At 72.3% G+C, this 19,369-nt stretch carries 21 protein-coding genes; 16 read left to right on the top strand and 5 right to left on the bottom strand.

What is annotated here, in order from left to right; translation table 11 throughout:
• From JQT67_RS05915 to rplQ, 9 genes are all read left to right on the top strand, one after another.
• Window positions 1-432, top strand: a complete 432-nt coding sequence (locus JQT67_RS05915; RefSeq protein ID WP_021065041.1) for a PTS sugar transporter subunit IIA — start codon at window positions 1-3, stop codon at window positions 430-432.
• Entirely contained in the window at window positions 432-1,565 is a 1,134-nt protein-coding gene (locus JQT67_RS05910; RefSeq protein ID WP_208063905.1) for a mannitol-1-phosphate 5-dehydrogenase, read from the top strand. The genes JQT67_RS05915 and JQT67_RS05910 overlap by 1 nt, the downstream gene beginning before the upstream one ends.
• A 61-nt stretch (window positions 1,566-1,626) precedes the next feature.
• Window positions 1,627-2,526, top strand: a complete 900-nt coding sequence (locus JQT67_RS05905; protein ID WP_144061065.1) for a hypothetical protein — start codon at window positions 1,627-1,629, stop codon at window positions 2,524-2,526.
• Window positions 2,527-2,649: 123 nt separating this feature from the next.
• Window positions 2,650-2,871, top strand: a complete 222-nt coding sequence (gene infA / locus JQT67_RS05900) for a translation initiation factor IF-1 (RefSeq protein ID WP_021010861.1) — start codon at window positions 2,650-2,652, stop codon at window positions 2,869-2,871.
• Window positions 2,872-2,938: 67 nt separating this feature from the next.
• Window positions 2,939-3,052 (top strand): 50S ribosomal protein L36, encoded by a 114-nt coding sequence (gene rpmJ, locus JQT67_RS05895; protein WP_021010860.1) that lies wholly within the window; start codon window positions 2,939-2,941, stop codon window positions 3,050-3,052.
• A 252-nt stretch (window positions 3,053-3,304) separates the two neighbouring features.
• Entirely contained in the window at window positions 3,305-3,682 is a 378-nt protein-coding gene (gene rpsM / locus JQT67_RS05890; protein ID WP_021010859.1) for a 30S ribosomal protein S13, read from the top strand.
• A 21-nt stretch (window positions 3,683-3,703) separates the two neighbouring features.
• Window positions 3,704-4,102: a 30S ribosomal protein S11 gene (gene rpsK, locus JQT67_RS05885; protein ID WP_021010858.1), complete on the top strand. Its 399-nt coding sequence runs from the start codon at window positions 3,704-3,706 to the stop codon at window positions 4,100-4,102.
• A gap of 98 nt (window positions 4,103-4,200) precedes the next feature.
• A complete protein-coding gene (locus JQT67_RS05880; RefSeq protein ID WP_021010857.1) occupies window positions 4,201-5,190 on the top strand; it encodes a DNA-directed RNA polymerase subunit alpha in 990 nt (329 codons plus the stop codon).
• A 35-nt stretch (window positions 5,191-5,225) separates the two neighbouring features.
• Complete coding sequence (gene rplQ / locus JQT67_RS05875) at window positions 5,226-5,873, top strand: 50S ribosomal protein L17 (protein WP_021010856.1); 648 nt, start codon at window positions 5,226-5,228, stop codon at window positions 5,871-5,873.
• Between the two features lie 49 nt (window positions 5,874-5,922).
• Here rplQ and JQT67_RS05870 read toward each other — a convergent pair whose 3' ends face one another.
• On the bottom strand, window positions 5,923-7,719 hold the full coding sequence (locus JQT67_RS05870; RefSeq protein WP_208063904.1) for a glycoside hydrolase family 15 protein: 1,797 nt from the start codon (window positions 7,717-7,719) through the stop codon (window positions 5,923-5,925).
• A gap of 74 nt (window positions 7,720-7,793) precedes the next feature.
• On the opposite strand from JQT67_RS05870, the gene truA reads away from it, so the two are divergent.
• Complete coding sequence (gene truA, locus JQT67_RS05865; RefSeq protein WP_208063903.1) at window positions 7,794-8,618, top strand: tRNA pseudouridine(38-40) synthase TruA; 825 nt, start codon at window positions 7,794-7,796, stop codon at window positions 8,616-8,618.
• Between the two features lie 16 nt (window positions 8,619-8,634).
• On the opposite strand, the gene JQT67_RS05860 is transcribed toward truA, so the two are convergent.
• Window positions 8,635-9,273 (bottom strand): HAD hydrolase-like protein, encoded by a 639-nt coding sequence (locus JQT67_RS05860; protein ID WP_208063902.1) that lies wholly within the window; start codon window positions 9,271-9,273, stop codon window positions 8,635-8,637.
• Between the two features lie 105 nt (window positions 9,274-9,378).
• On the opposite strand from JQT67_RS05860, the gene JQT67_RS05855 reads away from it, so the two are divergent.
• The 4 genes from JQT67_RS05855 to glmM all read left to right on the top strand — a co-directional run bounded on the left by JQT67_RS05855 (window position 9,379) and on the right by glmM (window position 13,237).
• Entirely contained in the window at window positions 9,379-10,773 is a 1,395-nt protein-coding gene (locus JQT67_RS05855; protein WP_208063901.1) for a cell division initiation protein, read from the top strand.
• Window positions 10,774-10,934: 161 nt separating this feature from the next.
• Window positions 10,935-11,381, top strand: a complete 447-nt coding sequence (gene rplM, locus JQT67_RS05850) for a 50S ribosomal protein L13 (RefSeq protein WP_021010851.1) — start codon at window positions 10,935-10,937, stop codon at window positions 11,379-11,381.
• Window positions 11,382-11,401: 20 nt separating this feature from the next.
• Complete coding sequence (gene rpsI, locus JQT67_RS05845; RefSeq protein WP_021010850.1) at window positions 11,402-11,881, top strand: 30S ribosomal protein S9; 480 nt, start codon at window positions 11,402-11,404, stop codon at window positions 11,879-11,881.
• Window positions 11,882-11,884: 3 nt separating this feature from the next.
• Window positions 11,885-13,237, top strand: a complete 1,353-nt coding sequence (gene glmM, locus JQT67_RS05840) for a phosphoglucosamine mutase (RefSeq protein ID WP_021010849.1) — start codon at window positions 11,885-11,887, stop codon at window positions 13,235-13,237.
• Window positions 13,238-13,266: 29 nt separating this feature from the next.
• On the opposite strand, the gene JQT67_RS05835 is transcribed toward glmM, so the two are convergent.
• Both JQT67_RS05835 and JQT67_RS13445 read right to left on the bottom strand, forming a co-directional pair.
• Window positions 13,267-14,661: an APC family permease gene (locus JQT67_RS05835; protein WP_208063900.1), complete on the bottom strand. Its 1,395-nt coding sequence runs from the start codon at window positions 14,659-14,661 to the stop codon at window positions 13,267-13,269.
• A gap of 43 nt (window positions 14,662-14,704) precedes the next feature.
• Complete coding sequence (locus JQT67_RS13445) at window positions 14,705-15,244, bottom strand: CGNR zinc finger domain-containing protein (protein ID WP_021010848.1); 540 nt, start codon at window positions 15,242-15,244, stop codon at window positions 14,705-14,707.
• Between the two features lie 94 nt (window positions 15,245-15,338).
• On the opposite strand from JQT67_RS13445, the gene JQT67_RS05825 reads away from it, so the two are divergent.
• The gene (locus tag JQT67_RS05825; protein ID WP_208063899.1) at window positions 15,339-16,292 is read left to right on the top strand and encodes a DMT family transporter; all 954 of its coding nucleotides are present in this window, start codon (window positions 15,339-15,341) and stop codon (window positions 16,290-16,292) included.
• A gap of 233 nt (window positions 16,293-16,525) precedes the next feature.
• Here the strand turns inward: JQT67_RS05825 and coaA are convergent, their stop codons facing one another.
• Window positions 16,526-17,458, bottom strand: coding sequence for a type I pantothenate kinase (gene coaA / locus JQT67_RS05820; RefSeq protein ID WP_243755663.1), 933 nt, complete (start codon window positions 17,456-17,458; stop codon window positions 16,526-16,528).
• A gap of 34 nt (window positions 17,459-17,492) precedes the next feature.
• Between coaA and glmS the strand changes: the two genes are divergently transcribed.
• Complete coding sequence (glmS, locus tag JQT67_RS05815) at window positions 17,493-19,337, top strand: glutamine--fructose-6-phosphate transaminase (isomerizing) (protein ID WP_208063897.1); 1,845 nt, start codon at window positions 17,493-17,495, stop codon at window positions 19,335-19,337.
• Window positions 19,338-19,369 lie beyond the last annotated feature (32 nt).

Raw genomic sequence — 19,369 nt, 5'->3', positions numbered from 1 at the left:
ATGCCCGTCCTGACCCTCGAGCAGATCACCACGAGCCCGCGAGCGACCACGAAGGACGAGGCGATCCAGGAGGCGGCGGACATGCTCGTCGCCGCCGGCGCCGTCACGCCCGACTACGCCGACGCGATGCGCGCTCGCGAGGCGAGCGTGTCGACCTACATGGGCAACCTGCTGGCGATCCCGCACGGCACGAACGAGTCGAAGGACTCGATCCTCGCCTCGGCGCTCTCGGTCGCGCGCTACGAGACGCCGCTCGACTGGGACGGCAACCCGGTGAAGTTCGTCATCGGCATCGCCGGCAAGGACGGCGGCCACCTCGAGATCCTCTCGAAGATCGCGATCGTCTTCTCGGAGGAGGACGACGTCGCGAAGCTCGAGGCGGCGCCCGACGCGGCGGCGATCCTCGAGCTGCTCGGCGACGTCAACGAGTGATGCGCGCCGTCCACTTCGGCGCGGGCAACATCGGCCGCGGCTTCGTCGGACTCATCCTGCATCGCGCGGGCTTCGAGGTCACGTTCGTCGACGTGAACGCCGAGCTCATCGGGATGCTGCAGTCGGCGGATGCGTACCAGGTGCGGGAGGTCGGGCGCGAGGCCCGGATCCACACGGTCACGGGCTTCTCCGGCATCGACTCGAGCGCCGACCCGGAAGCGGCGGCGCGCGCGGTCGCGGAGGCGGACGTCGTCACGTGCGCCGTCGGGCCGAGCGCCATGCGCTTCATCGCGCCCGCGATCCGCGCCGGGCTCGAGCAGCGCGAGGGCGCGCCGGTCGTGGTGATGGCGTGCGAGAACGCCATCGGCGCCTCCGACACGCTCCGCGAGCACGTGCTCGACGGCGCGCCGGAGCTCGCCGACCGGGCGGTCTTCGCGAACACGGCCGTCGACCGGATCATCCCGCCGCAGGACCCGCACGGCCTCGACGTCGTCGTGGAGGACTTCTTCGAGTGGTCGATCGATCGCGCGGCCTTCGAGCGCGGCGGGATCGCGGCCCCCGAGATCGGCGACGCGCACTTCGTCGACGATCTCGAGCCCTACATCGAGCGCAAGCTCTTCACGGTCAACACCGGCCACGCGACGACCGCCTACGCGGGCTGGGTCGCCGGCGCCGGCACGATCGCGGCCGCGCTCGAGCTGCCCGAGATCCGCGCGGCCGTCGAGGCGGCGCTCACCGACACCTCGAGGCTGCTCGTGGCGAAGCACGGCTTCGACGAGGCCGAGCACGCCGCCTACGTCGCCCGGGCGATCGCGCGGTTCGAGAACCCGGCGCTGCCCGACACGTGCGAGCGCATCGGCCGGCAGCCGCTGCGCAAGCTGTCGCGCCACGAGCGCTTCGTCGAGCCCGCCGCGCAGCTCGTCGACCGCGGCGAGTCCGCCGACGCGCTCGTCGCGGCGTTCGGCACCGCGCTGCGCTTCGACGCCCCGGGCGACGAGCAGGCGCTCGAGCTCCAGGAGCTGCTCCGCTCGCTCGATCCGGCGGCGTTCGTCGCGCGGGTCACCGGGCTCGAGGCGGAGCACCCGCTCACCGCGCGGCTCGTCGAGGTCGTGCGGGAGGCTCGGGCCCGCTGAGCCTCGGCCTCGCCGCCGTCGGGGAGAATGGGGCGGTGGAGATCGAGCGGAGGCGGCGGTGGTGACCAGCACCTCGAGGCGACGAGGACGCTCGAGCGCGAACCCGCGGCAGCGGCTGCTGCACGGCTGGGACTGGGCGGACGCCCGGATCGAGCTCGACGAGCTGCGCCCCGGCAGCCGCGTGCTCGCCTCCGCGGGCGCGGGCGAGGTCGTCGCGCAGCTCGCCGCCGCCGGGCACCGGGTCTCGGCGATCACCTCGAACCGCACGCAGCTCGACTACGCCCGCCGGCGCGTCGCGGGCGGCGACTTCGAGCCGGGCGCCGCGGAGCGCCTGTTCGACATCGGCCGCGGCATGGTGCGAGCGGCGAGCCCCGCGTGGAGCCGTCGCCGCGTGCGGCAGTTCCTGCAGGAGCAGGATGCGCTCCGCGCGGCCGAGCACTGGCGCTCGCGGCTCGACAACCGCACGCTCGCCTCGATCCTCAAGACGATGCTCGGGCCGGCCGGGAGCCTGTCGGCCCTCGTCCTGCGCGACTTCTCGACGCCGCTCCCACCCCACTTCGACGAGGCGATCCGCGGGCGCATCGGCCGCGCGCTGCGCAAGCACGCGCCGAGCGGCAACCCCTTCGCGTGGCGGCTGCTGCTGGGGGAGGAGCTGCCCGGCCACGCGCTCCCGCGCGTCGGCGCCGATGCGATCGAGTGGGTCGATGAGCCGCTGCTCGACCACCTCGAGCGCGCGGAGCCCGGCGCCTACGACGCGATCACGATCTCGAACGTCGTCGACGGTGCCGACGAGCGCTGGGTGCGCGACGTGCGGAAGGCCGCGGTGCGCGCGCTCGTGCCCGGCGGCCCGCTCATCGCCCGGTCGTTCGCGACGACGATGGACGACGACGCGGCGAAGCGCGCGCGTCGCGACCGCGCGATGCTGTGGGGGTCGATCGTCGTGCAACGCGCAGCGCCGTAGCGTCGAGGCGACACGCCCGGCTTGCACAAACCGCTGCGCCGCGCGTAGGCTTGATCGTTGGTGTCGTGCGCCCTCTGCGCGCGTCACTCGCATGACTGGCGACCAGGACTTGTAGAAGAGGATATGGCCAAGAAAGACGGCGTCATCGAGATCGAAGGCTCGGTGAGCGAGGCGCTCCCCAACGCGATGTTCCGCGTGGAGCTCTCGAACGGGCACATCGTGCTCGCACACATCTCCGGCAAGATGCGGCAGAACTACATCCGCATCCTGCAGGGCGACCGGGTGATCGTGGAGCTCAGCCCCTACGACCTCACCCGTGGTCGCATCGTCTACCGCTACAAGTAGCCCCTGGTCGCTGGATAAGGAACGGCTCGCGCGACCGCGCGAGCACGAGGCCAGCGAGGAAGCAATCATGAAGGTCAACCCCAGCGTCAAGCGCATCTGCGGCAAGTGCAAGGTCATCCGCCGCCACGGTCGCGTGATGGTCATCTGCCAGGACCCCCGCCACAAGCAGCGGCAGGGCTGATGCCGCAGCGCTCAGATCGGCAGGGCCGATCTGAGCGCGGAGGCATCAGGATCGAGTAGCGCGCGCCGCAGGCGCTCGCGCATCGAGATCTGAAGCACAGCAGGACCCCACAACTGAACACGCACGGAGCCCGCTCGCGGGCCGAGGTGCACATCCCAGCAGCGGTAAGAGCTCCACGAGGGGCGACACCTTGGGGAGAGGCCCAGGCACCTCCGCTGCTCCACACCTCTCATACTCCTGAGGAGACACACGATGGCACGCATCGCAGGTGTCGACATCCCGCGCGAGAAGCGCGTGGAGATCGCACTGACGTACATCTACGGCGTCGGCCGCACCCGGTCGGTCGCGACGCTCGAGGCCACGGGCATCGACCGCAACACCCGCGTCAAGGACCTGACCGACGACCAGCTCGTCGCGCTCCGCGACCACATCGAGGGCACGTTCAAGGTGGAGGGCGACCTGCGCCGCGAGGTGGCCGCCGACATCCGCCGCAAGGTCGAGATCGGCTCGTACGAGGGCATCCGCCACCGCCGCGGCCTCCCCGTGCGCGGTCAGCGCACCAAGACGAACGCGCGCACCCGCAAGGGCAAGAAGCAGACGGTCGCCGGCAAGAAGAAGGCCGGCCGCTAGGCCGCGTGGAGGTAGAGAAACATGGCAGCTCCCAAGTCCGCGGTCCGCAAGCCGCGCAAGAAGGACAAGAAGAACGTCGCCGTGGGCCAGGCCCACATCAAGTCGACGTTCAACAACACGATCGTCTCGATCACCGACACCACCGGCGCCGTCATCACGCAGGCCTCGGGCGGCGCGGTCGGCATGAAGGGCTCGCGCAAGTCGACGCCCTACGCCGCCCAGCTCGCCGCCGAGTCGGCTGCGCGCCAGGCGCAGGACCACGGCATGAAGAAGGTCGACGTCTTCGTCAAGGGCGCCGGTTCGGGCCGTGAGACGGCGATCCGCTCGCTCCAGGCCGCCGGCCTCGAGATCGGCGCGATCCACGACGTGACGCCGCAGGCGCACAACGGCGTTCGCCCGCCGAAGCCGCGCCGCAACTAGTCGCTCCTGCCGGGCAGGCGATCCTCGCCTGCCCGGCATTCCGCCGTCACTGAACACGCGAGTCATATAGCGGACTCGCGACCGAAAGGAACCGACACGTGCTGATCGCCCAGCGCCCCACTGTCTCCGAGGAGTCCATCGCCGAGCACCGCTCGCGGTTCACGATCGAGCCGCTCGAGCCGGGCTTCGGCTACACCCTCGGCAACTCGCTCCGCCGCACCCTCCTGTCGTCGATCCCCGGCGCGGCCGTCACGAGCATCCGCCTCGACGGCGTGCTGCACGAGTTCTCGACGATCGCCGGTGTCAAGGAGGACGTCACCGAGATCATCCTGAACATCAAGCAGCTCGTCGTCTCGTCGGAGCACGACGAGCCCGTCGTCGCCTACCTCTCGCGCCAGGGCGCGGGCACGGTGACGGCCGGCGACATCACGACGCCCGCCGGCGTCGAGATCCACAACCCCGAGCTCGTGCTCGCGACGCTCAACGACTCGGCCAAGCTCCAGCTCGAGCTGACCGTCGAGCGCGGCCGCGGCTACGTCTCGGCAGCGCAGAACCGCGACGAGTTCGCCGAGGCCGGCGTCATCCCGGTCGACTCGATCTACTCGCCCGTGCTCAAGGTCACCTACCGCGTCGAGGCGACGCGTGCCGGTGAGCGCACCGACTTCGACTCGCTCGTCGTCGACGTCGAGACGAAGCCGGCCATCTCGCCGCGCGACGCCATCGCGTCGGCCGGTCGCACGCTCGTCGAGCTGTTCGGCCTCACGCGCGACCTGAACGCCGAGGCCGAGGGCATCGAGATCGGCCAGGCGCCCGCCGAGGCCATCGGCTCGGGCGAGCTCGCCACTCCGATCGAGGAGCTCGACCTGTCGGTGCGCTCCTACAACTGCCTCAAGCGCGAGGGCATCAACACGGTGTCGGAGCTCGTCGCGCTCAGCGAGACGCAGCTCATGAACATCCGCAACTTCGGCCAGAAGTCGGTCGACGAGGTGCGCGACAAGCTCACCGAGCTCGGCCTCTCGCTCAAAGATGCGGTGCCCGGCTTCGACGGCGCGCACTTCTACAGCGGTTACGACGAGGACGCTCGCTGACGCGGGCCGATTGACGATCAAGGGATAAAGGAACCATGCCCAAGCCCACCAAGGGTCCCCGCCTCGGAGGCGGTCCGGCGCACGAGCGCCTGCTGCTCGCGAACCTCGCGGCCGCGCTGTTCACGCACAAGTCGATCAAGACGACCGAGACGAAGGCCAAGCGCCTCCGCCCGATCGCCGAGCGCCTCATCACGTTCGCCAAGCGCGGCGACCTGCACGCGCGTCGTCGCGTGCTCGCCGTGATCGGCGACAAGGGCGTCGTGCACGAGCTCTTCACCGAGATCGCGCCGCTCGTCGCCGAGCGCGAGGGCGGCTACACCCGCATCACGAAGCTCGGCTACCGCAAGGGCGACAACGCCCCGATGGCGCAGATCGAGCTCGTCCTCGAGCCGGTCGCGAAGAAGCCGTCGAAGTCGAAGGCCGCCGCCGCGGCGTCGACCGCGGCCGCCGACCAGGAGGCCGCGGAGGCGAAGTCCGCCGAGGCAGCCGAGGACGAGGCCGAGGTCGAGTCGACCGACGCCGAGACCGAGGTCGCCGAGGCCGACGCCGCGGAGACGCAGGAGTCGACGGTCGAGGGCGAGCAGGTCGCCGCCGAGGCCGCCGACGCCGCTGCTGCGGACGCTGCGGACGCGACGCAGGACGCCGCGACGCAGGCCGAGGCGCAGGCGCGCGAGAACAAGTAGCACCGCTCCACGATCGAAGGGCCCCGCGCGAGCGGGGCCCTTCGTCGTCTCACGCGCCGTCGGCCGACGACCGCGCCCGCTCGAGGTCGGTCGCGGCGAGCACGAGGCCGAGGTGCGAGAAGGCCTGCGGGAAGTTGCCCCAGTGGCGACCGGTCGTCGGGTCGATCTCCTCGGCCAGCAACCCCACGTCGTTGCGGAGCGCGACGAGCCGGTCCATGAGCGCGGTCGCGTCGTCGATCCGGCCCGCCTGGGCGTAGGCGCTCACCAGCCAGAAGCCGCACAGCACGAAGGGGTGCTCGTCGCCCGGCAGCCCGTCGAGCCCGGTCGTGCGGTAGCGCAGCGGCAGGCCGTCGACGAGCAGCTCCTGCTCGATGCGCGCGATCGTGCCGAGGAAGCGCGGGTCGGTCGGCTCGACGATCCCGATCGTCGGCAGCTGGAGGAGCGAGGCGTCGACGTCGCTCGTGCCGTAGTGCTGACGGAAGGAGCCCGTGGACTCGTCGAAGCCGCGCGTGAGCACCTCCTCGCGGAGCGCATCCCGCAGCTCCGCCCAGCGGCTCGCATCGCCGTCGCAGCCGCCCTCGACCGCCCGCACGCCGCAGTCGAACGCCGCCCACATCATCGCGCGCGAGTGCGTGAAGAGCTGCGGCTCGCCGCGCATCTCCCACAGCCCGTGATCGGGCTCGCGCCAGTGGGTCGCGAGCTCGTCGAGCAGCGCGCGCTGCATGTGCCAGGAGTCGTGGCTGTCGGCGATGCCGAGCTCGCGGAGCCGCTGCAGCGTGAGCATGACCTGCCCGAGCACGTCGTGCTGCCGCTGGTCGGCGGCGCCGTTGCCGATCCGCACGGGCCGCGCGCCGCCGTAGCCCGGCAGGTGCGGCAGCTCCCGCTCGAGCAGGTCGCGGCCGCCGTCGCGGCGGTACATGATGCGCATGTCCTGCGGGTCGCCGGCGATCGCGCGCAGGAGCCAGTCGCGCCACAGGCCCACGCGCTCGACGAGCCGCACCGCGAGCATCGCGTCGACGGTGAGGGATGCGTCGCGCAGCCACGTGAAGCGGTAGTCCCAGTTGCGCACGCCGCCCGGTTCCTCGGGCAGCGACGTCGTGGGTGCGGCGAGGATGCCGCCGGTCGCCTCGTCGGTGAGCGCGCGCAGCACGAGCACGCTCGACTGCACCGCCTCGAGGTACGGGCCGTCGTAGTCGAGCTCGGCGAGCCACTCGGCCGACTCCGCGACCGTCGTCGCGACCACCTCGGGCTCGCCGACGGGCTCGGCGATCGGGAGCCACGAGTGCTGCCAGCAGAGGTCGAGCACGAACCGCTCGCCCGCGCGCACCGCGAACGTCCCGCGGTGCGCGTGCTGCGCGCTGCGGGGCAGCGGGGCGCCGCGCAGCACGAGCCGGTCGGGGCCGGCGATCGCCACGAGCACCTCCTCGCCGCGATCGCGCACGCGGCGCACCCACGGCGGCACCGAGCCGTAGCCGAAGCGCACGACGAGCTCCTGCTCCATCTCGACCTCGCCCGCGACGCCCTCGACGATGCGCACGACGTCGGCGCGGTCGTCGCCGGTGGGCATCGCATCCGTCACCCGCACGGTGCCGCTCGCGGTCTCGTGGGTCGTCTCGAGCACGAGGCTGCCCGGCAGGTAGCGGCGCGTCGTCGTCGCGGGACCCGCGGGGCCGATGCGCCAGTGCCCGTTCCGCCGGTCGCCGAGCAGCGCGGCGAAGCACGCGTGCGAGTCGAAGTGCGGCAGGCACAGCCAGTCGATCGAGCCGTCGCGCCCGACGAGCGCGGCGGTCGAGCGGTCGCCGATCATGGCGTAGTGCTCGATGGGCAAGGGCTCCTGGGCTCGCATGGCGAGAGGCTACCGAGGTGACCTCCGCGGCCCGTGGGCGCGGCCGCCCCCGCCCGCCTGCATAGGCTGGGCGCATGCCGCGCCTCCGCCTCGACCTCGCGTACGACGGCGGCGGCTTCGCCGGCTGGGCCGCGCAGCCGGGGCTGCGCACGTGCCAGGGCGAGCTCGAGCGCGCGCTCTCGACGGTCGCGCGCGAGGCGATCAGGGTGACGGTCGCGGGTCGCACGGATGCGGGCGTGCACGCGAGCGGGCAGGTCGCGCACGCCGACGTGCCCGACGCGCTCGCGGCCGATGCCGGCCGGCGCCCGGAGCGTCTCGCGCATCGGCTCTCGCGGCTCGCCGCGCCCGAGGGCGACCTCGCCGTGCGCGGGGTGTCGATCGCACCGCCGGGCTTCGACGCGCGGTTCTCGGCGACCTCGCGCTCGTACCGCTACCGCATCGTGACGGGTCCCGCCGACCCGCTCGAGCGCCGCACCGCCGCGCACGTGCCGCACGGGCTCGACGTCGAGGCGATGCGCCGCGCCGCGGCGGCGCTCGTGGGGCTGCGCGACTTCGCCGCGTTCTGCCGGCCGCGCGAGGGCGCGACGACGATCCGCGAGCTGCGCGAGTTCTCGTGGGCGCAGCACGGACAGCTCCTGACGGCGTCGCTCACCGCCGATGCGTTCTGCCACTCGATGGTGCGGGCGCTCGTGGCGGCGTGCGTGCGGGTGGGGGAGGGGCGGCTCGGGCTCGCGCAGGCCGTGGCGCTCCTCGACGAGCGTCGCCGCTCGCCGCTCACGGGGCTCATGCCCGCGCACGGCCTCACGCTCGTGGGGGTCGGCTACCCGCCCGACGAAGGGCTCGCGCAGCAGGCCGAGCGCGCCCGGGCGCGACGGAGCGCATCCGATCTCGAGGAGTGAGGCCGGGCCGGCCGGGTCAGCGCAGCGCGGCGCCCAGCTCGTCGACGGAGTCGACGACCCGCCAGGCGCCCGCGGCCTCGAGCTCCGCGCGCGAGCCGTAGCCGTAGGCGACTCCGATGGCGCGGATGCCGAGCTCGGCGGCCGAGGCGATGTCGTGCTCGCGGTCGCCGACCATGACGACGTCGGTCGCGTCGCGGCCGATCGAGGCGACGGCGCGCTCGATCACGGTCGCCTTCGAGTGGCCGAGCAGCTCGGGGCTGCGGCCGTGCACGCCGCGGAAGCGGTGGCGCAGCCCGTAGTGGTCGATGACGCGCTCCGCGTCGGGCTGCACCTTGAACGTCGCGACGGCGAGCGGCGTGCCCTCGCCGTCGAGGTCGGCGAGCAGCGCGTCGATGCCCGGGTAGAGCTCGCTCTCGAAGAGGCCCGTCTCGAGCCGCTCGCGGAAGGCCGCGAGCGCGCGCTCGACGGTCGCCTCGTCGTGCCCGGCCTCCTTGAGGCTCTGGCCGACCGGCGGGCCGAGCCACGCCTGGAGGGCCTCGTCGCTGGGCTGCTCCCAGTCGAGCGCGGCGTGCATGTGCCGCAGGCTCGCGAAGAGGCCGGGCTTGGAGTCGGTGAGCGTGCCGTCGAGGTCGAAGATGATGCCGTGGGGTGCCATGTCCTCCCATGCTCCCAGAGCGGCGCTCGAGCGGGCCAGGCGGGTTTGCGCGCGGCGTAGGATCGAGGCGGCCGGGCCCCAGCACCGGTCAGTCGAGGAGTGGTGATGACGGAGCAGTCGTCGTTCGATCAGGTCTTCCGCGGGTACGACCGCGAGCAGGTGGACGGCGCCCTCGCGGCGCTGCGCGCCGAGCTCGACGAGGTGCGGCGCACGGCCGAGGCGCGCAGCCTCGAGGCCGAGGCGCGTGCGCAGCACTTGAGCGAGGACCTCGACGCGGCCGTCGCGCGCGCCGACCAGGCTGAGGCGCGCATGCTGCGGCTCGCGCAGCAGGTGCAGACGCTCGACGACGACGCCGAGGAGGCCGACGAGGACGACTCGAAGGAGGGTCGCCAGACGCGCGTGCGCTTCGCCGAGATCCTGCGCGTCGCCGAGGACCAGGCGTCGTCGCTCGTCGAGAACGCCTCGAGCGCCGCGCAGCGGATCCTCGACGACGCGAACGCCGAGCGCGACCGCATCCGCCGCGACGCGCAGGAGGAGGCCGCGCGCGTGCTGCAGGAGGCGCAGCACGAGGCCGAGCTTGTGCGCCGCCGCAGCGAGACCGAGCAGACGGCGCACCGCGCGCGCATCGAGACCGAGCTCGGCTCGATCGGCGAGAAGGTCGCGCAGGCCGACCGCGAGGCGCAGGTCCTGCTCGGCGAGGCCGAGCGCGCCGCCGCCGCGCTGCGCGCGCAGGTGACGCGCGAGACCGACGACCTCAAGCTCGACGCCGACCGCATCGTCCGCGAGGCCAAGGCGCGCCGGGTCGAGCTCGACGCGGCGCTCACCCGCCGGCAGGACGACGCGCAGCAGGAGTTCCTGCGCCTGCACAACCAGGCCGTCGCGCACGCCGAGCGCATCACCGCCGACGCGAACGAGAAGGTCGCCTCGGCGCTCGCGCACGCGAAGCACGTCGCCGAGCAGTCGGAGGCGTACGAGCAGCTCTCGAAGGCGCAGGCCGCGCAGATCGAGGCGAGCGCGAAGGCGCGCGCCTCCGCGATGCTCGACGAGGCCCGGCAGCGCTCGCAGGCGATCGTCGACACCGTCACGAAGCACACGAAGGACGTGCTGCGCGACGCGGAGGACCGCGCTCGCGGCCTCCGCTACCAGCAGACGCAGCTCACGGGCTTCATGGCCGAGGTGCAGTCGCTCATGCACGTCGCCGACGCCGCCGACCCGCGCACGTGGAGCAGCGCGGGCGCCGAGGCGCCGGGGGCCGCGGATGCGTCGGGCTCGACGGCGGATGCGTCCGGCTCGGCGGTGCCGACGGTCGCGGCCGAGGACCGGGCCGTCGTGCCCGACGCCTTCACCGCATCCGCCCCCGTCGTCGACCCGCTCGAGGAGCTCGCGCTCGGCTCGCCGATCGAGGCGGAGGCGATCGAGGAGCCCGCGACGCGCGAGGAGGTCGTCGAGGTCGTGTGGCACGAGGACGAGGAGGAGTACGACCCCTCGATCGACCGGTGACCGCCGGTTGACCTGCCCGGGAGCGAGCGGCTATGCTCGATCCTTGGTGCGCACGCCCGTGCCCACCCGAATGAGCCCTCCACCGGATGGTTGCCCGGCATCGCCGCGACAACACCTCGGAGCGGGATTCACGACCATCCATTCGATCAGTGAGGCAACCAATGACTCGCACGTACTCGCCCAAGGCGGCGGAGGTCCAGCACGACTGGATCGTCATCGACGCCACCGACGTGGTGCTCGGCCGCCTGGCCAGCCACGCTGCCGCGGTGCTCCGCGGCAAGCACAAGCCGACCTTCGCCCCCCACATGGACATGGGCGACTTCGTCATCGTCGTCAACGCCGAGAAGGTGGCCCTCACGGGCCAGAAGCTCCAGAAGAAGATCGCCTACCGCCACTCGGGCCAGCCCGGCGGCCTCAAGGCGGTCGGCTACGAGGAGATGCTCGAGCGCTACCCCGTCCGCACCGTCGAGAAGGCGATCCGCGGCATGCTGCCGAAGAACTCGCTCGGCCGCGCCCAGATCAAGAAGCTCAAGGTCTACGCCGGCCCCGAGCACCCGCACGCGGCGCAGCAGCCGACCCCCTACACGTTCGACCAGGTCGCCCAGTAGGGCGCGAGGAGACACCAGACATGGCGAAGATCGCAGACTCCATCGAGGCTCCCGAGAGCTTCTCGACCGAGACGCCGGCGGCTGAGGCTCCCCGCGCGCCCCGCGTCGTCAACATCGGCGGCCAGGCCGTCGGCCGTCGCAAGCAGGCCATCGCCCGCGTGCGGCTCGTCCCCGGCTCCGGCTCGTTCACCGTGAACGGCCGCACGCTCGAGGACTACTTCCCGAACAAGCTGCACCAGCAGCTCATCAACGACCCGTTCACGCTCCTCGAGCTGCAGGGCTCGTACGACGTGATCGCCCGCATCTCGGGCGGCGGCCCCTCGGGCCAGGCCGGCGCGCTGCGCCTCGGCATCGCCCGCGCGCTCAACGAGATCGACGTCGAGAACAACCGCCCGGAGCTCAAGAAGGCCGGCTTCCTCTCGCGCGACGCGCGCGTCATCGAGCGCAAGAAGGCCGGCCTCAAGAAGGCCCGCAAGGCACCGCAGTACTCGAAGCGCTGATCGATGTCGCGCCTCTTCGGCACGGATGGCGTCCGAGGCCTCGCAGGCCTCGACATCACGGCAGAATCGGCGCTGGCGCTGGCACAGGGCGCCGCACTCGTGCTCGGGCGAACCGCCCGGCAGGAGTCGCGGCGCCCTGTCGCCGTCGTCGCGCGGGATCCGCGGGTCTCGGGTGAGTTCATCGCCGCGGCCGTCTCGGCGGGCCTCGCCTCGAGCGGCGTCGACGTGCTCGACGCCGGCGTGATCACGACCCCCGCCGCGGCCTACCTCGTGCAGGACATCGACGCCGACTTCGGCGTCATGGTCTCGGCGTCGCACAACCCGGCGCCCGACAACGGCATCAAGTTCTTCGCCCGCGGCGGCCGCAAGCTGCCCGACGCGGTCGAGGACGAGATCGAGCTCGCGCTCGCCGGGGCGCCGCTGCGCCCGATCGGGGCCGAGGTCGGCACCATCCGCCGCTTCTCGGACGCCGAGGACCGCTACCTCGTGCACCTGCTCGGCACGCTCGACGTGAGCCTCGAGGGGCTGCACGTCGCGCTCGACTGCGCGCACGGCGCCGCCGCGGGCGTGAGCCCGCGCGCCTTCGCGGATGCGGGTGCGCGCGTGACCGTGATGGGCAACGACCCCGATGGTCTCAACATCAACCGCGAGGTCGGCTCGACCCACCTCGAGCAGCTGCGCGAGCTCGTCGTCTCGTCGGGCGCCGACCTCGGCATCGCCCACGACGGCGACGCCGATCGCTGCCTCGCGATCGACGCCGACGGGAAGGTCGTCGACGGCGACCAGATCATGGCGATCCTCGCGCTCTCCGGCAAGCGCCGCGGCCGCCTCACCGACGACACCCTCGTCGCGACCGTCATGTCGAACCTCGGCCTGCGGGTGGCGATGGAGCGGCACGGCATCGAGCTCGTGCAGACCGCCGTCGGCGACCGCTACGTGCTCGAGGCGCTGCGGGAGTACGGGCTCGCGCTCGGCGGCGAGCAGTCGGGGCACATCATCTTCTCCCGCTACGCCACGACCGGCGACGGCATCCTCACGGGCCTGCAGATCGCCGCCGAGATGGCGCGCACCGGCAAGCCGCTCAGCGAGCTCGCCGCGGTCATGGAGGTCTACCCGCAAGTGCTCGTCAACGTCTCGGGCGTCGACCGCCTCGGCCTGCGCGGCAACCAGCCGATCGCCGACGCCGTCGCGCGCGCCGAGGCGGAGCTCGGCTCGAACGGCCGCGTGCTGCTGCGCCCCTCGGGCACCGAGAAGATGGTGCGCGTCATGGTCGAGGCGCAGGAGCACCACGTCGCCCAGTCGATCGCCGACGAGCTCGCGGAGCTCGTGCGCGCGGAGCTCGCGGTCAGCGCCTAGCGCCGATCGCGGGCTCCGCCCGCAGCGCGTCAGTCGTCGTCGCGCACGATCGGCCGCTCGAGCCGCAGCTCGCGCGTCGGCTCCGCCGTGCCCTGCCGGTGCTCGCGCCGGCGGGCGGCGCGGGCGACGAGGAACAGGATCGTGCCGACCACGACGTAGCCTCCCGCGATGAGCCACGTCTGCAGGCTCTGCTGCGTCAGCAGGGCGACGGACGCGATGAGCGCGAGCACAGAGACGATGCGCGGGGTCGTGAAGTGCTTGTGCGCGACCGTGTCCTTCTTGAGCACGAGCACCGAGATGTTCGCCGAGATGAAGACGAGCACGAGCAGCAGCACCGTCGTGTCGGCGAGCGTGCCGACGTCGCCGATGAGCGACATCGCCATCGTCACGGCGCCCACGACGAGGATCGACACCCACGGGGTGCGACGCTTCGCCAGCACGGCGCCGAACGCCCGCGGCAGCAGCTTCGCCTCGGCGAGGCCGTACGTCGCGCGCGAGGCCATGACGAGGAAGAGCAGCGCGCCGTTGCCGATCGCGACGAGGGCGATGAGGGCGAAGAGCCACGACGGGAAGGCGAGCCCGGAGGCCTCGATCACCTCGAGCAGCGGACCCTCCGAGGTCGCGAGCTGGTCGAGCGGCACGACGACCGCGGCGCCGAGCGCGATGAGCAGGTAGACGACGCCGGCCGTGATGATCGCCCCGAAGAGCGCACGCGGGTACGAGCGGCTCGGGTCCTTCACCTCCTCCGCCATGTTGGCGGCGGCCTCGAAGCCGAGGAACGAGAAGAACGCCGTGATCGTGGCCGCGAAGGCGCCGGAGAGCGGCGGCACGCCCTCGGCGAAGGTCGTGAGGCGCGCAGGCTCGCCGCCGCCGGAGCCGAAGACGATCGCCGCGACGACGATGATGATGATGAGCCCCGTCATCTCGACGACGGTCGCACCCACGTTCGCGATGAGCGACTCCCGCACGCCCCGCAGGTTGACGAGCACGAGCAGCGCGATGAAGCCGATCGCGACCGGGATCGTCGGGATGTCGGGCACGAGCGCCTGCAGGTAGTCGCCCGCGAACGCGTTGGCGAGCGCCGCGGCGGTCGTGATGCCCGCCGCGAGCATGAGGAAGCCGATGAGGAACGTCACGTACGGCTTGTCGAAGGCGCGCTCCGCGTAGCGGGCGGCGCCGCCCGCGTGCGGGTACTTCGTGATGAGCTCGGCGTACGTGCCGGCCGTCAGCAGTGCGAGCACGAGCGCGAGGACGAGCGGCACCCACAGCACGCCGCCGACGTCGGCCGCCATCGTGCCGACGAGCGTGTAGATGCCTGCGCCGAGCGTGTCGCCGACGATGAAGAAGAACAGCAGCAGCGTCGTGATGCCGCGCTTCAGCTTCGTCGAGTGACCCGCAGGCTCCGCGGTCGTGGTCGTTGCCATGCGCGACAGCATCCTCCCGGCAACCTGGGAGGTCGTCCGACGGCTACCCCTCGAGCGCGCGTGCGCGGAAGGCGGCGACGTTCGTGCGGGACTGGCATCGCGTCGAGCAGAACCGGCGCGATCGGTTGCGCGAGAGGTCGAGGAACATCCGCTCGCAGCGCACGTCGGCGCAGCGCCGGCAGCGCTCGAGGTCGTCGAGGCGCACGAGGTCGCCGAGCGCCATCGCGGCGTCGACCGCGATCGTGTCGGCGAGCGATGCGCCGTGCGGCAGCCCGTGCAGGTGCCAGTCGAAGGCGTCGTGCCGCACGAGCCGCGGGCTCGCTCCGGTCTCCTCGAAGATGCGGTTCACCATCGACGCGACGGTGTCGCGGTCCGCGTCCCACATGCGCTCGATCGCCTCGATCCGGCCCCACGTCGCCTCGAGGTCGGCGCGCGTCGCGCCGCTCGCGCCGGGGAAGCCCCAGGAGGCGCACGTCTGCCGCAGGCTCACGGCGGTCTGGAGCTCTGCATCGCGTCGCCGATTGCACAGGTCGGCGGCGAACTCGAGCACTTGCACGAGCTCCTTCGGATACGGCAGCGACACTGGTTGACCTCGGTTAGGATCGCGACTGTCAGGCCCGACGGTCGTGACACCGTGCCGTCGTGAGCACGATGCTATCGAGACAGGGGCCCCGCCGATGCACGCTCGTCGATCGATCGGCCTCGCCTTCGCGCTCGCGAGCGCCGCGTCGTTCGGCATCTCCGGCATCCTCGCCTCCTCACTCCTCGACGCGGGATGGTCCTCCGGGGCGGTCACGACCGTGCGCATCAGCGGCGGCGCGCTCGTGCTGCTCGGCCCGACGCTGTGGCTGCTGCGCGGTCGGTGGGATGCGGTGGCCCGGTCGTGGAAGGAAGTGCTCGTGCTCGGCGTGCTCGCGATCGCGCTGTGCCAGCTCGCGTTCTTCAGCGCCGTCGCCTACATCCAGCCCTCGCTCGCCCTGCTCATCGAGTTCCTCGGGCCCGTGCTCCTCGTCTTCGCCACGTGGGCCGTCACGCGCCGCGCGCCGGCGTGGCTCACGCTCGCGGGCGCGGGCGTCGCGCTCGTCGGCCTCGCCCTCATCTCGGGGGTCGGCGGCGAGGCGCTGCACCCGATCGGCGTGCTCCTCGCGCTCGGCTCCGCGATCGGCAACGCCGCCTACTGGGTCGTCGCGTCGAAGCCCGACTCGGAGCTGCACCCGATCGCGCTCGCGGGCCTCGGCATGGTCGTCGGCGCGGTCGTGCTCGGCGCCGCGTCGCTCTCGGGGCTGCTGCCGTTCGAGGCGACCGCTGAGCCGGTCGTGCTCGCGGGCTCGACCGTGCCGATGTGGGTCGCGGTCGCGCTCGTCGTGCTCGTCTCGACCGCCGCCGCCTACGTGCTCGGCATCCTCGGCGGACGCCGGCTCGGCGCGACGCTCGCGAGCTTCGTCGGCTACTCCGAGACGATGTTCGCGATCGCCTGGACCGCGCTGCTGCTGTGGATCCTGCCGACCCCGCCGCAGCTGCTCGGCGCCGCCGCGATCATCGCGGGCGTCGTGCTCGTGCGGCTCGGGCAGAGCCCGCGCACGCGCGCCGCGCGATCGCCGAACGTCGTCGAGGGCGTCCCGGCCCCGTAGCCCGCATCTGAGTGGCGCCTCCCGCACTTGAGCGGCGCCTCCCGCGTGTGAGTGGCGCCTTCCGCGTGTGAGTGGCGCCTCCCGCGGGTGAGTGGTCACTTGCGCGGGTGAGTGGTCACTTGCGCGGGTCACTGCCGCGGGTGAGCGGTCAGGTCGGCGCGTGAGCGGTCAGCTCGGCGGAGCCGGGTCTCGATGCGCCGCCTTCGGCGGCTACTCGACCAGCGGGGGCGGGGCTACACCTTGCGGAGCAGGACGCTCCGGATCGTGTGGTCGTCGTCCTTCCGCAGCACGAGGTCGGCGCGCGAGCGGGTCGGCAGGATGTGCTCGACGAGGTTCGGGCCGTTGATCGAGTCCCAGATGTCCGACGAGTACGCGCGCGCCTGCGCATCCGTCATGTCGGCGAAGCGGTGGAAGTACGACTGCGGGTCCTGGAACGCGGTCGCCTTGAGGGTGAAGAAGCGCTCGATGTACCACTCCCGGATCGCGCGCGTGCGCGCATCCACGTAGACCGAGAAGTCGAACAGGTCGGAGACCGCGAGGTGCGAGCCCGTCGGCGGCGGCTGCAGCACGTTGAGCCCCTCGACGATGAGGATGTCGGGGCGCCGCACGACGATCTCCTCGCCCGGCACGATGTCGTACGAGAGGTGCGAGTAGACGGGCGCCCGCACCTCGGCCTCGCCCGACTTCACGCGCGTCACGAACTGCAGCAGCGCGCGCCGGTCGTACGACTCGGGGAAGCCCTTGCGGCCCATGATGCCGCGCTGCTCGAGCACGCGGTTGGGGTGCAGGAAGCCGTCGGTCGTCACGAGGTCGACGCGCAGCTCGCCCTGCCAGCGGCCGAGCAGCTCCTTGAGCAAGCGCGCGGTCGTCGACTTGCCGACCGCGACGGAGCCGGCGACGCCGAGCACGAAGGGGGTCGGACGCGTCGGGGCGCCCAGGAACTCGGTCGTCTCGCGGTGCAGGCGGGCGGCCGAGTCGCGGTAGAGGCTGATGAGCTTCGACAGCGGCAGGTAGACCTCCGCCACCTCGCGCAGCTCGAGCCGGTCGCCGGTGCCGCGGATGCGCCGCACCTCGGCCTCGGTGAGCGGGTCGGGCACGTGGGGCGCGAGCCTCGCCCAATCGGCGCGGTCGATCTCGACGAACGGCGAGCTGATCGGGTGCGACATCGAGCGCGACTCTACCGCCGGTAGGATCGACCCCATGTGTGGAATCGTCGGATACACGGGTGAGCGCGGCACGGTCGACGTGCTGCTCGAAGGGCTGTCGCGGCTCGAGTACCGCGGCTACGACAGCGCCGGGGTGTCCGTCATCGACGGCGACCACATCGCGCTGCGCAAGAAGGGCGGCAAGCTCGCCGTGCTGCGCGCGAGCCTCGAGGACGCGCCGCTGCCCGCCTCGGCGACCGGCATCGGCCACACGCGCTGGGCGACGCACGGCGGCCCGACCGACGAGAACGCGCACCCGCACGTCGGCGACGACGGCCGGCTCTCGCTCATCCACAACGGCATCATCGAGAACTTCGCCGAGCTCCGCGCCGAGCTCGAGGCGGCAGGTGAAACCTTCGCGAGCGAGACCGACACCGAGGCCGCCGCGAAGCTGCTCGGCCGCGCCTACCGCGAGACCGGCGACCTGACCGCGGCGATGCGGCAGGTCGTGGGGCGGCTGCACGGCCAGTTCACGCTGCTCGCGATGCACGCCGAGCAGCCCGGCGTCGTCGTCGGCGCCTCCCACAACTCGCCGCTGCTCGTCGGCTACGGCGAGGGGGAGCACTTCCTCGGCAGCGACGTGAGCGCGTTCGTGAAGTTCACGCCGAACGCCGCCGCACTCGACAACGACCAGATCGTGACGATCACGCGCGACAGCGCATCCGTCACCGACTTCGACGGCAACGCCGTCGAGCCGAAGCGCTTCGAGGTGAGCTGGGATGCGTCGGCCGCCGAGAAGGGCGGCTGGAACTCCTTCATGGCGAAGGAGATCTCGGAGGGCCCCGAGGCCGTCGAGAACACGATGCGCGGCCGCCTCGCCGACTCGCACGTCGAGCTCGACCTCGGCGCGCTCGACGACGAGGCGCTGCGCTCGATCGACCGCATCGTGATCGTCGCGTGCGGCACCGCGAACTACTCGGGCCTCGTCGGCAAGTACGCGATCGAGACCTGGGCGCGCGTGCCCGTCGAGGTCGACCTCGCGCACGAGTTCCGCTACCGCGACCCGGTGCTCGACGAGCGCACGCTCGTCATCTCGATCTCGCAGTCCGGCGAGACGATGGACACGAAGATGGCCGTGCAGCACGCCAAGGCGCAAGGCGCGCGCACGCTGTCGATCTGCAACACGCAGGGCGCGACGATCCCGCGCGAGTCGGAGGCCGTGCTCTACACGCACGCCGGCCCCGAGGTCGCGGTCGCGTCGACGAAGGCCTTCCTCGCGCAGGTGATCGGCCAGCTGCTGTTCGGCCTGCACCTCGCGCGCGTGCGCGGCACGATGGCCGACGAGGCGATCGCCGAGGTCGTCGCCGAGATGCGCGAGCTGCCCGCCGAGCTGCGGCAGGTGCTCGCCGAGCAGGAGGCCGTGCACGAGCTCGCGCACTGGATGGCCGACAGCCGCTCGGTGCTCTTCCTCGGCCGCCACGTGGGCTACCCCGTCGCGCTCGAGGGCGCGCTCAAGCTCAAGGAGATCAGCTACATCCACGCGGAGGGCTTCGCGGGCGGCGAGCTCAAGCACGGCCCGATCGCGCTCATCGAGCCGGGCCAGGTCGTCTTCGTCGTGGTGCCGAGCCCGCGCAACGAGCCGCTGCTGCACTCGAAGATCGTCTCGAACATCCAGGAGATCCGGGCGCGCGGCGCTCGCGTCATCGTGGTCGCCGAGGCCGGCGACGCCGCGGTGCTGCCGTACGCCGACGTCGTGCTGCGCGTGCCGCTCACCCTGCCGATGCTCGAGCCCGTGCTGCAGGTCGTGCCGCTGCACATCTTCGCGCTCGAGCTCGCGACCGCGAAGGGCCTCGACGTCGACCAGCCGCGGAACCTCGCGAAGTCCGTCACGGTCGAGTGACGCTCGGGAGCTGAACGGGCGCGGATGAGCGG

Source organism: Agrococcus sp. TF02-05 (genome assembly GCF_017565345.1).
In the GTDB taxonomy this organism is placed as follows: domain Bacteria; phylum Actinomycetota; class Actinomycetes; order Actinomycetales; family Microbacteriaceae; genus Agrococcus; species Agrococcus pavilionensis.
This window is presented reverse-complemented; position numbering and strand designations above follow the sequence as displayed.

Coding starts and splice junctions, on each gene's coding strand:
- JQT67_RS05915 (WP_021065041.1), top strand. CDS start 1: ATGCCCGTCCTGACCCTCGAGCAGATCACCACGAGCCCGCGAGCGACC.
- JQT67_RS05910 (WP_208063905.1), top strand. CDS start 432: ATGCGCGCCGTCCACTTCGGCGCGGGCAACATCGGCCGCGGCTTCGTC.
- infA (WP_021010861.1), top strand. CDS start 2,650: ATGGCCAAGAAAGACGGCGTCATCGAGATCGAAGGCTCGGTGAGCGAG.
- rpmJ (WP_021010860.1), top strand. CDS start 2,939: ATGAAGGTCAACCCCAGCGTCAAGCGCATCTGCGGCAAGTGCAAGGTC.
- rpsM (WP_021010859.1), top strand. CDS start 3,305: ATGGCACGCATCGCAGGTGTCGACATCCCGCGCGAGAAGCGCGTGGAG.
- rpsK (WP_021010858.1), top strand. CDS start 3,704: ATGGCAGCTCCCAAGTCCGCGGTCCGCAAGCCGCGCAAGAAGGACAAG.
- rplQ (WP_021010856.1), top strand. CDS start 5,226: ATGCCCAAGCCCACCAAGGGTCCCCGCCTCGGAGGCGGTCCGGCGCAC.
- JQT67_RS05870 (WP_208063904.1), bottom strand. CDS start 7,719: ATGCGAGCCCAGGAGCCCTTGCCCATCGAGCACTACGCCATGATCGGC.
- truA (WP_208063903.1), top strand. CDS start 7,794: ATGCCGCGCCTCCGCCTCGACCTCGCGTACGACGGCGGCGGCTTCGCC.
- JQT67_RS05860 (WP_208063902.1), bottom strand. CDS start 9,273: ATGGCACCCCACGGCATCATCTTCGACCTCGACGGCACGCTCACCGAC.
- JQT67_RS05855 (WP_208063901.1), top strand. CDS start 9,379: ATGACGGAGCAGTCGTCGTTCGATCAGGTCTTCCGCGGGTACGACCGC.
- rplM (WP_021010851.1), top strand. CDS start 10,935: ATGACTCGCACGTACTCGCCCAAGGCGGCGGAGGTCCAGCACGACTGG.
- rpsI (WP_021010850.1), top strand. CDS start 11,402: ATGGCGAAGATCGCAGACTCCATCGAGGCTCCCGAGAGCTTCTCGACC.
- glmM (WP_021010849.1), top strand. CDS start 11,885: ATGTCGCGCCTCTTCGGCACGGATGGCGTCCGAGGCCTCGCAGGCCTC.
- JQT67_RS05835 (WP_208063900.1), bottom strand. CDS start 14,661: ATGGCAACGACCACGACCGCGGAGCCTGCGGGTCACTCGACGAAGCTG.
- JQT67_RS05825 (WP_208063899.1), top strand. CDS start 15,339: ATGCACGCTCGTCGATCGATCGGCCTCGCCTTCGCGCTCGCGAGCGCC.
- coaA (WP_243755663.1), bottom strand. CDS start 17,458: ATGTCGCACCCGATCAGCTCGCCGTTCGTCGAGATCGACCGCGCCGAT.
- glmS (WP_208063897.1), top strand. CDS start 17,493: ATGTGTGGAATCGTCGGATACACGGGTGAGCGCGGCACGGTCGACGTG.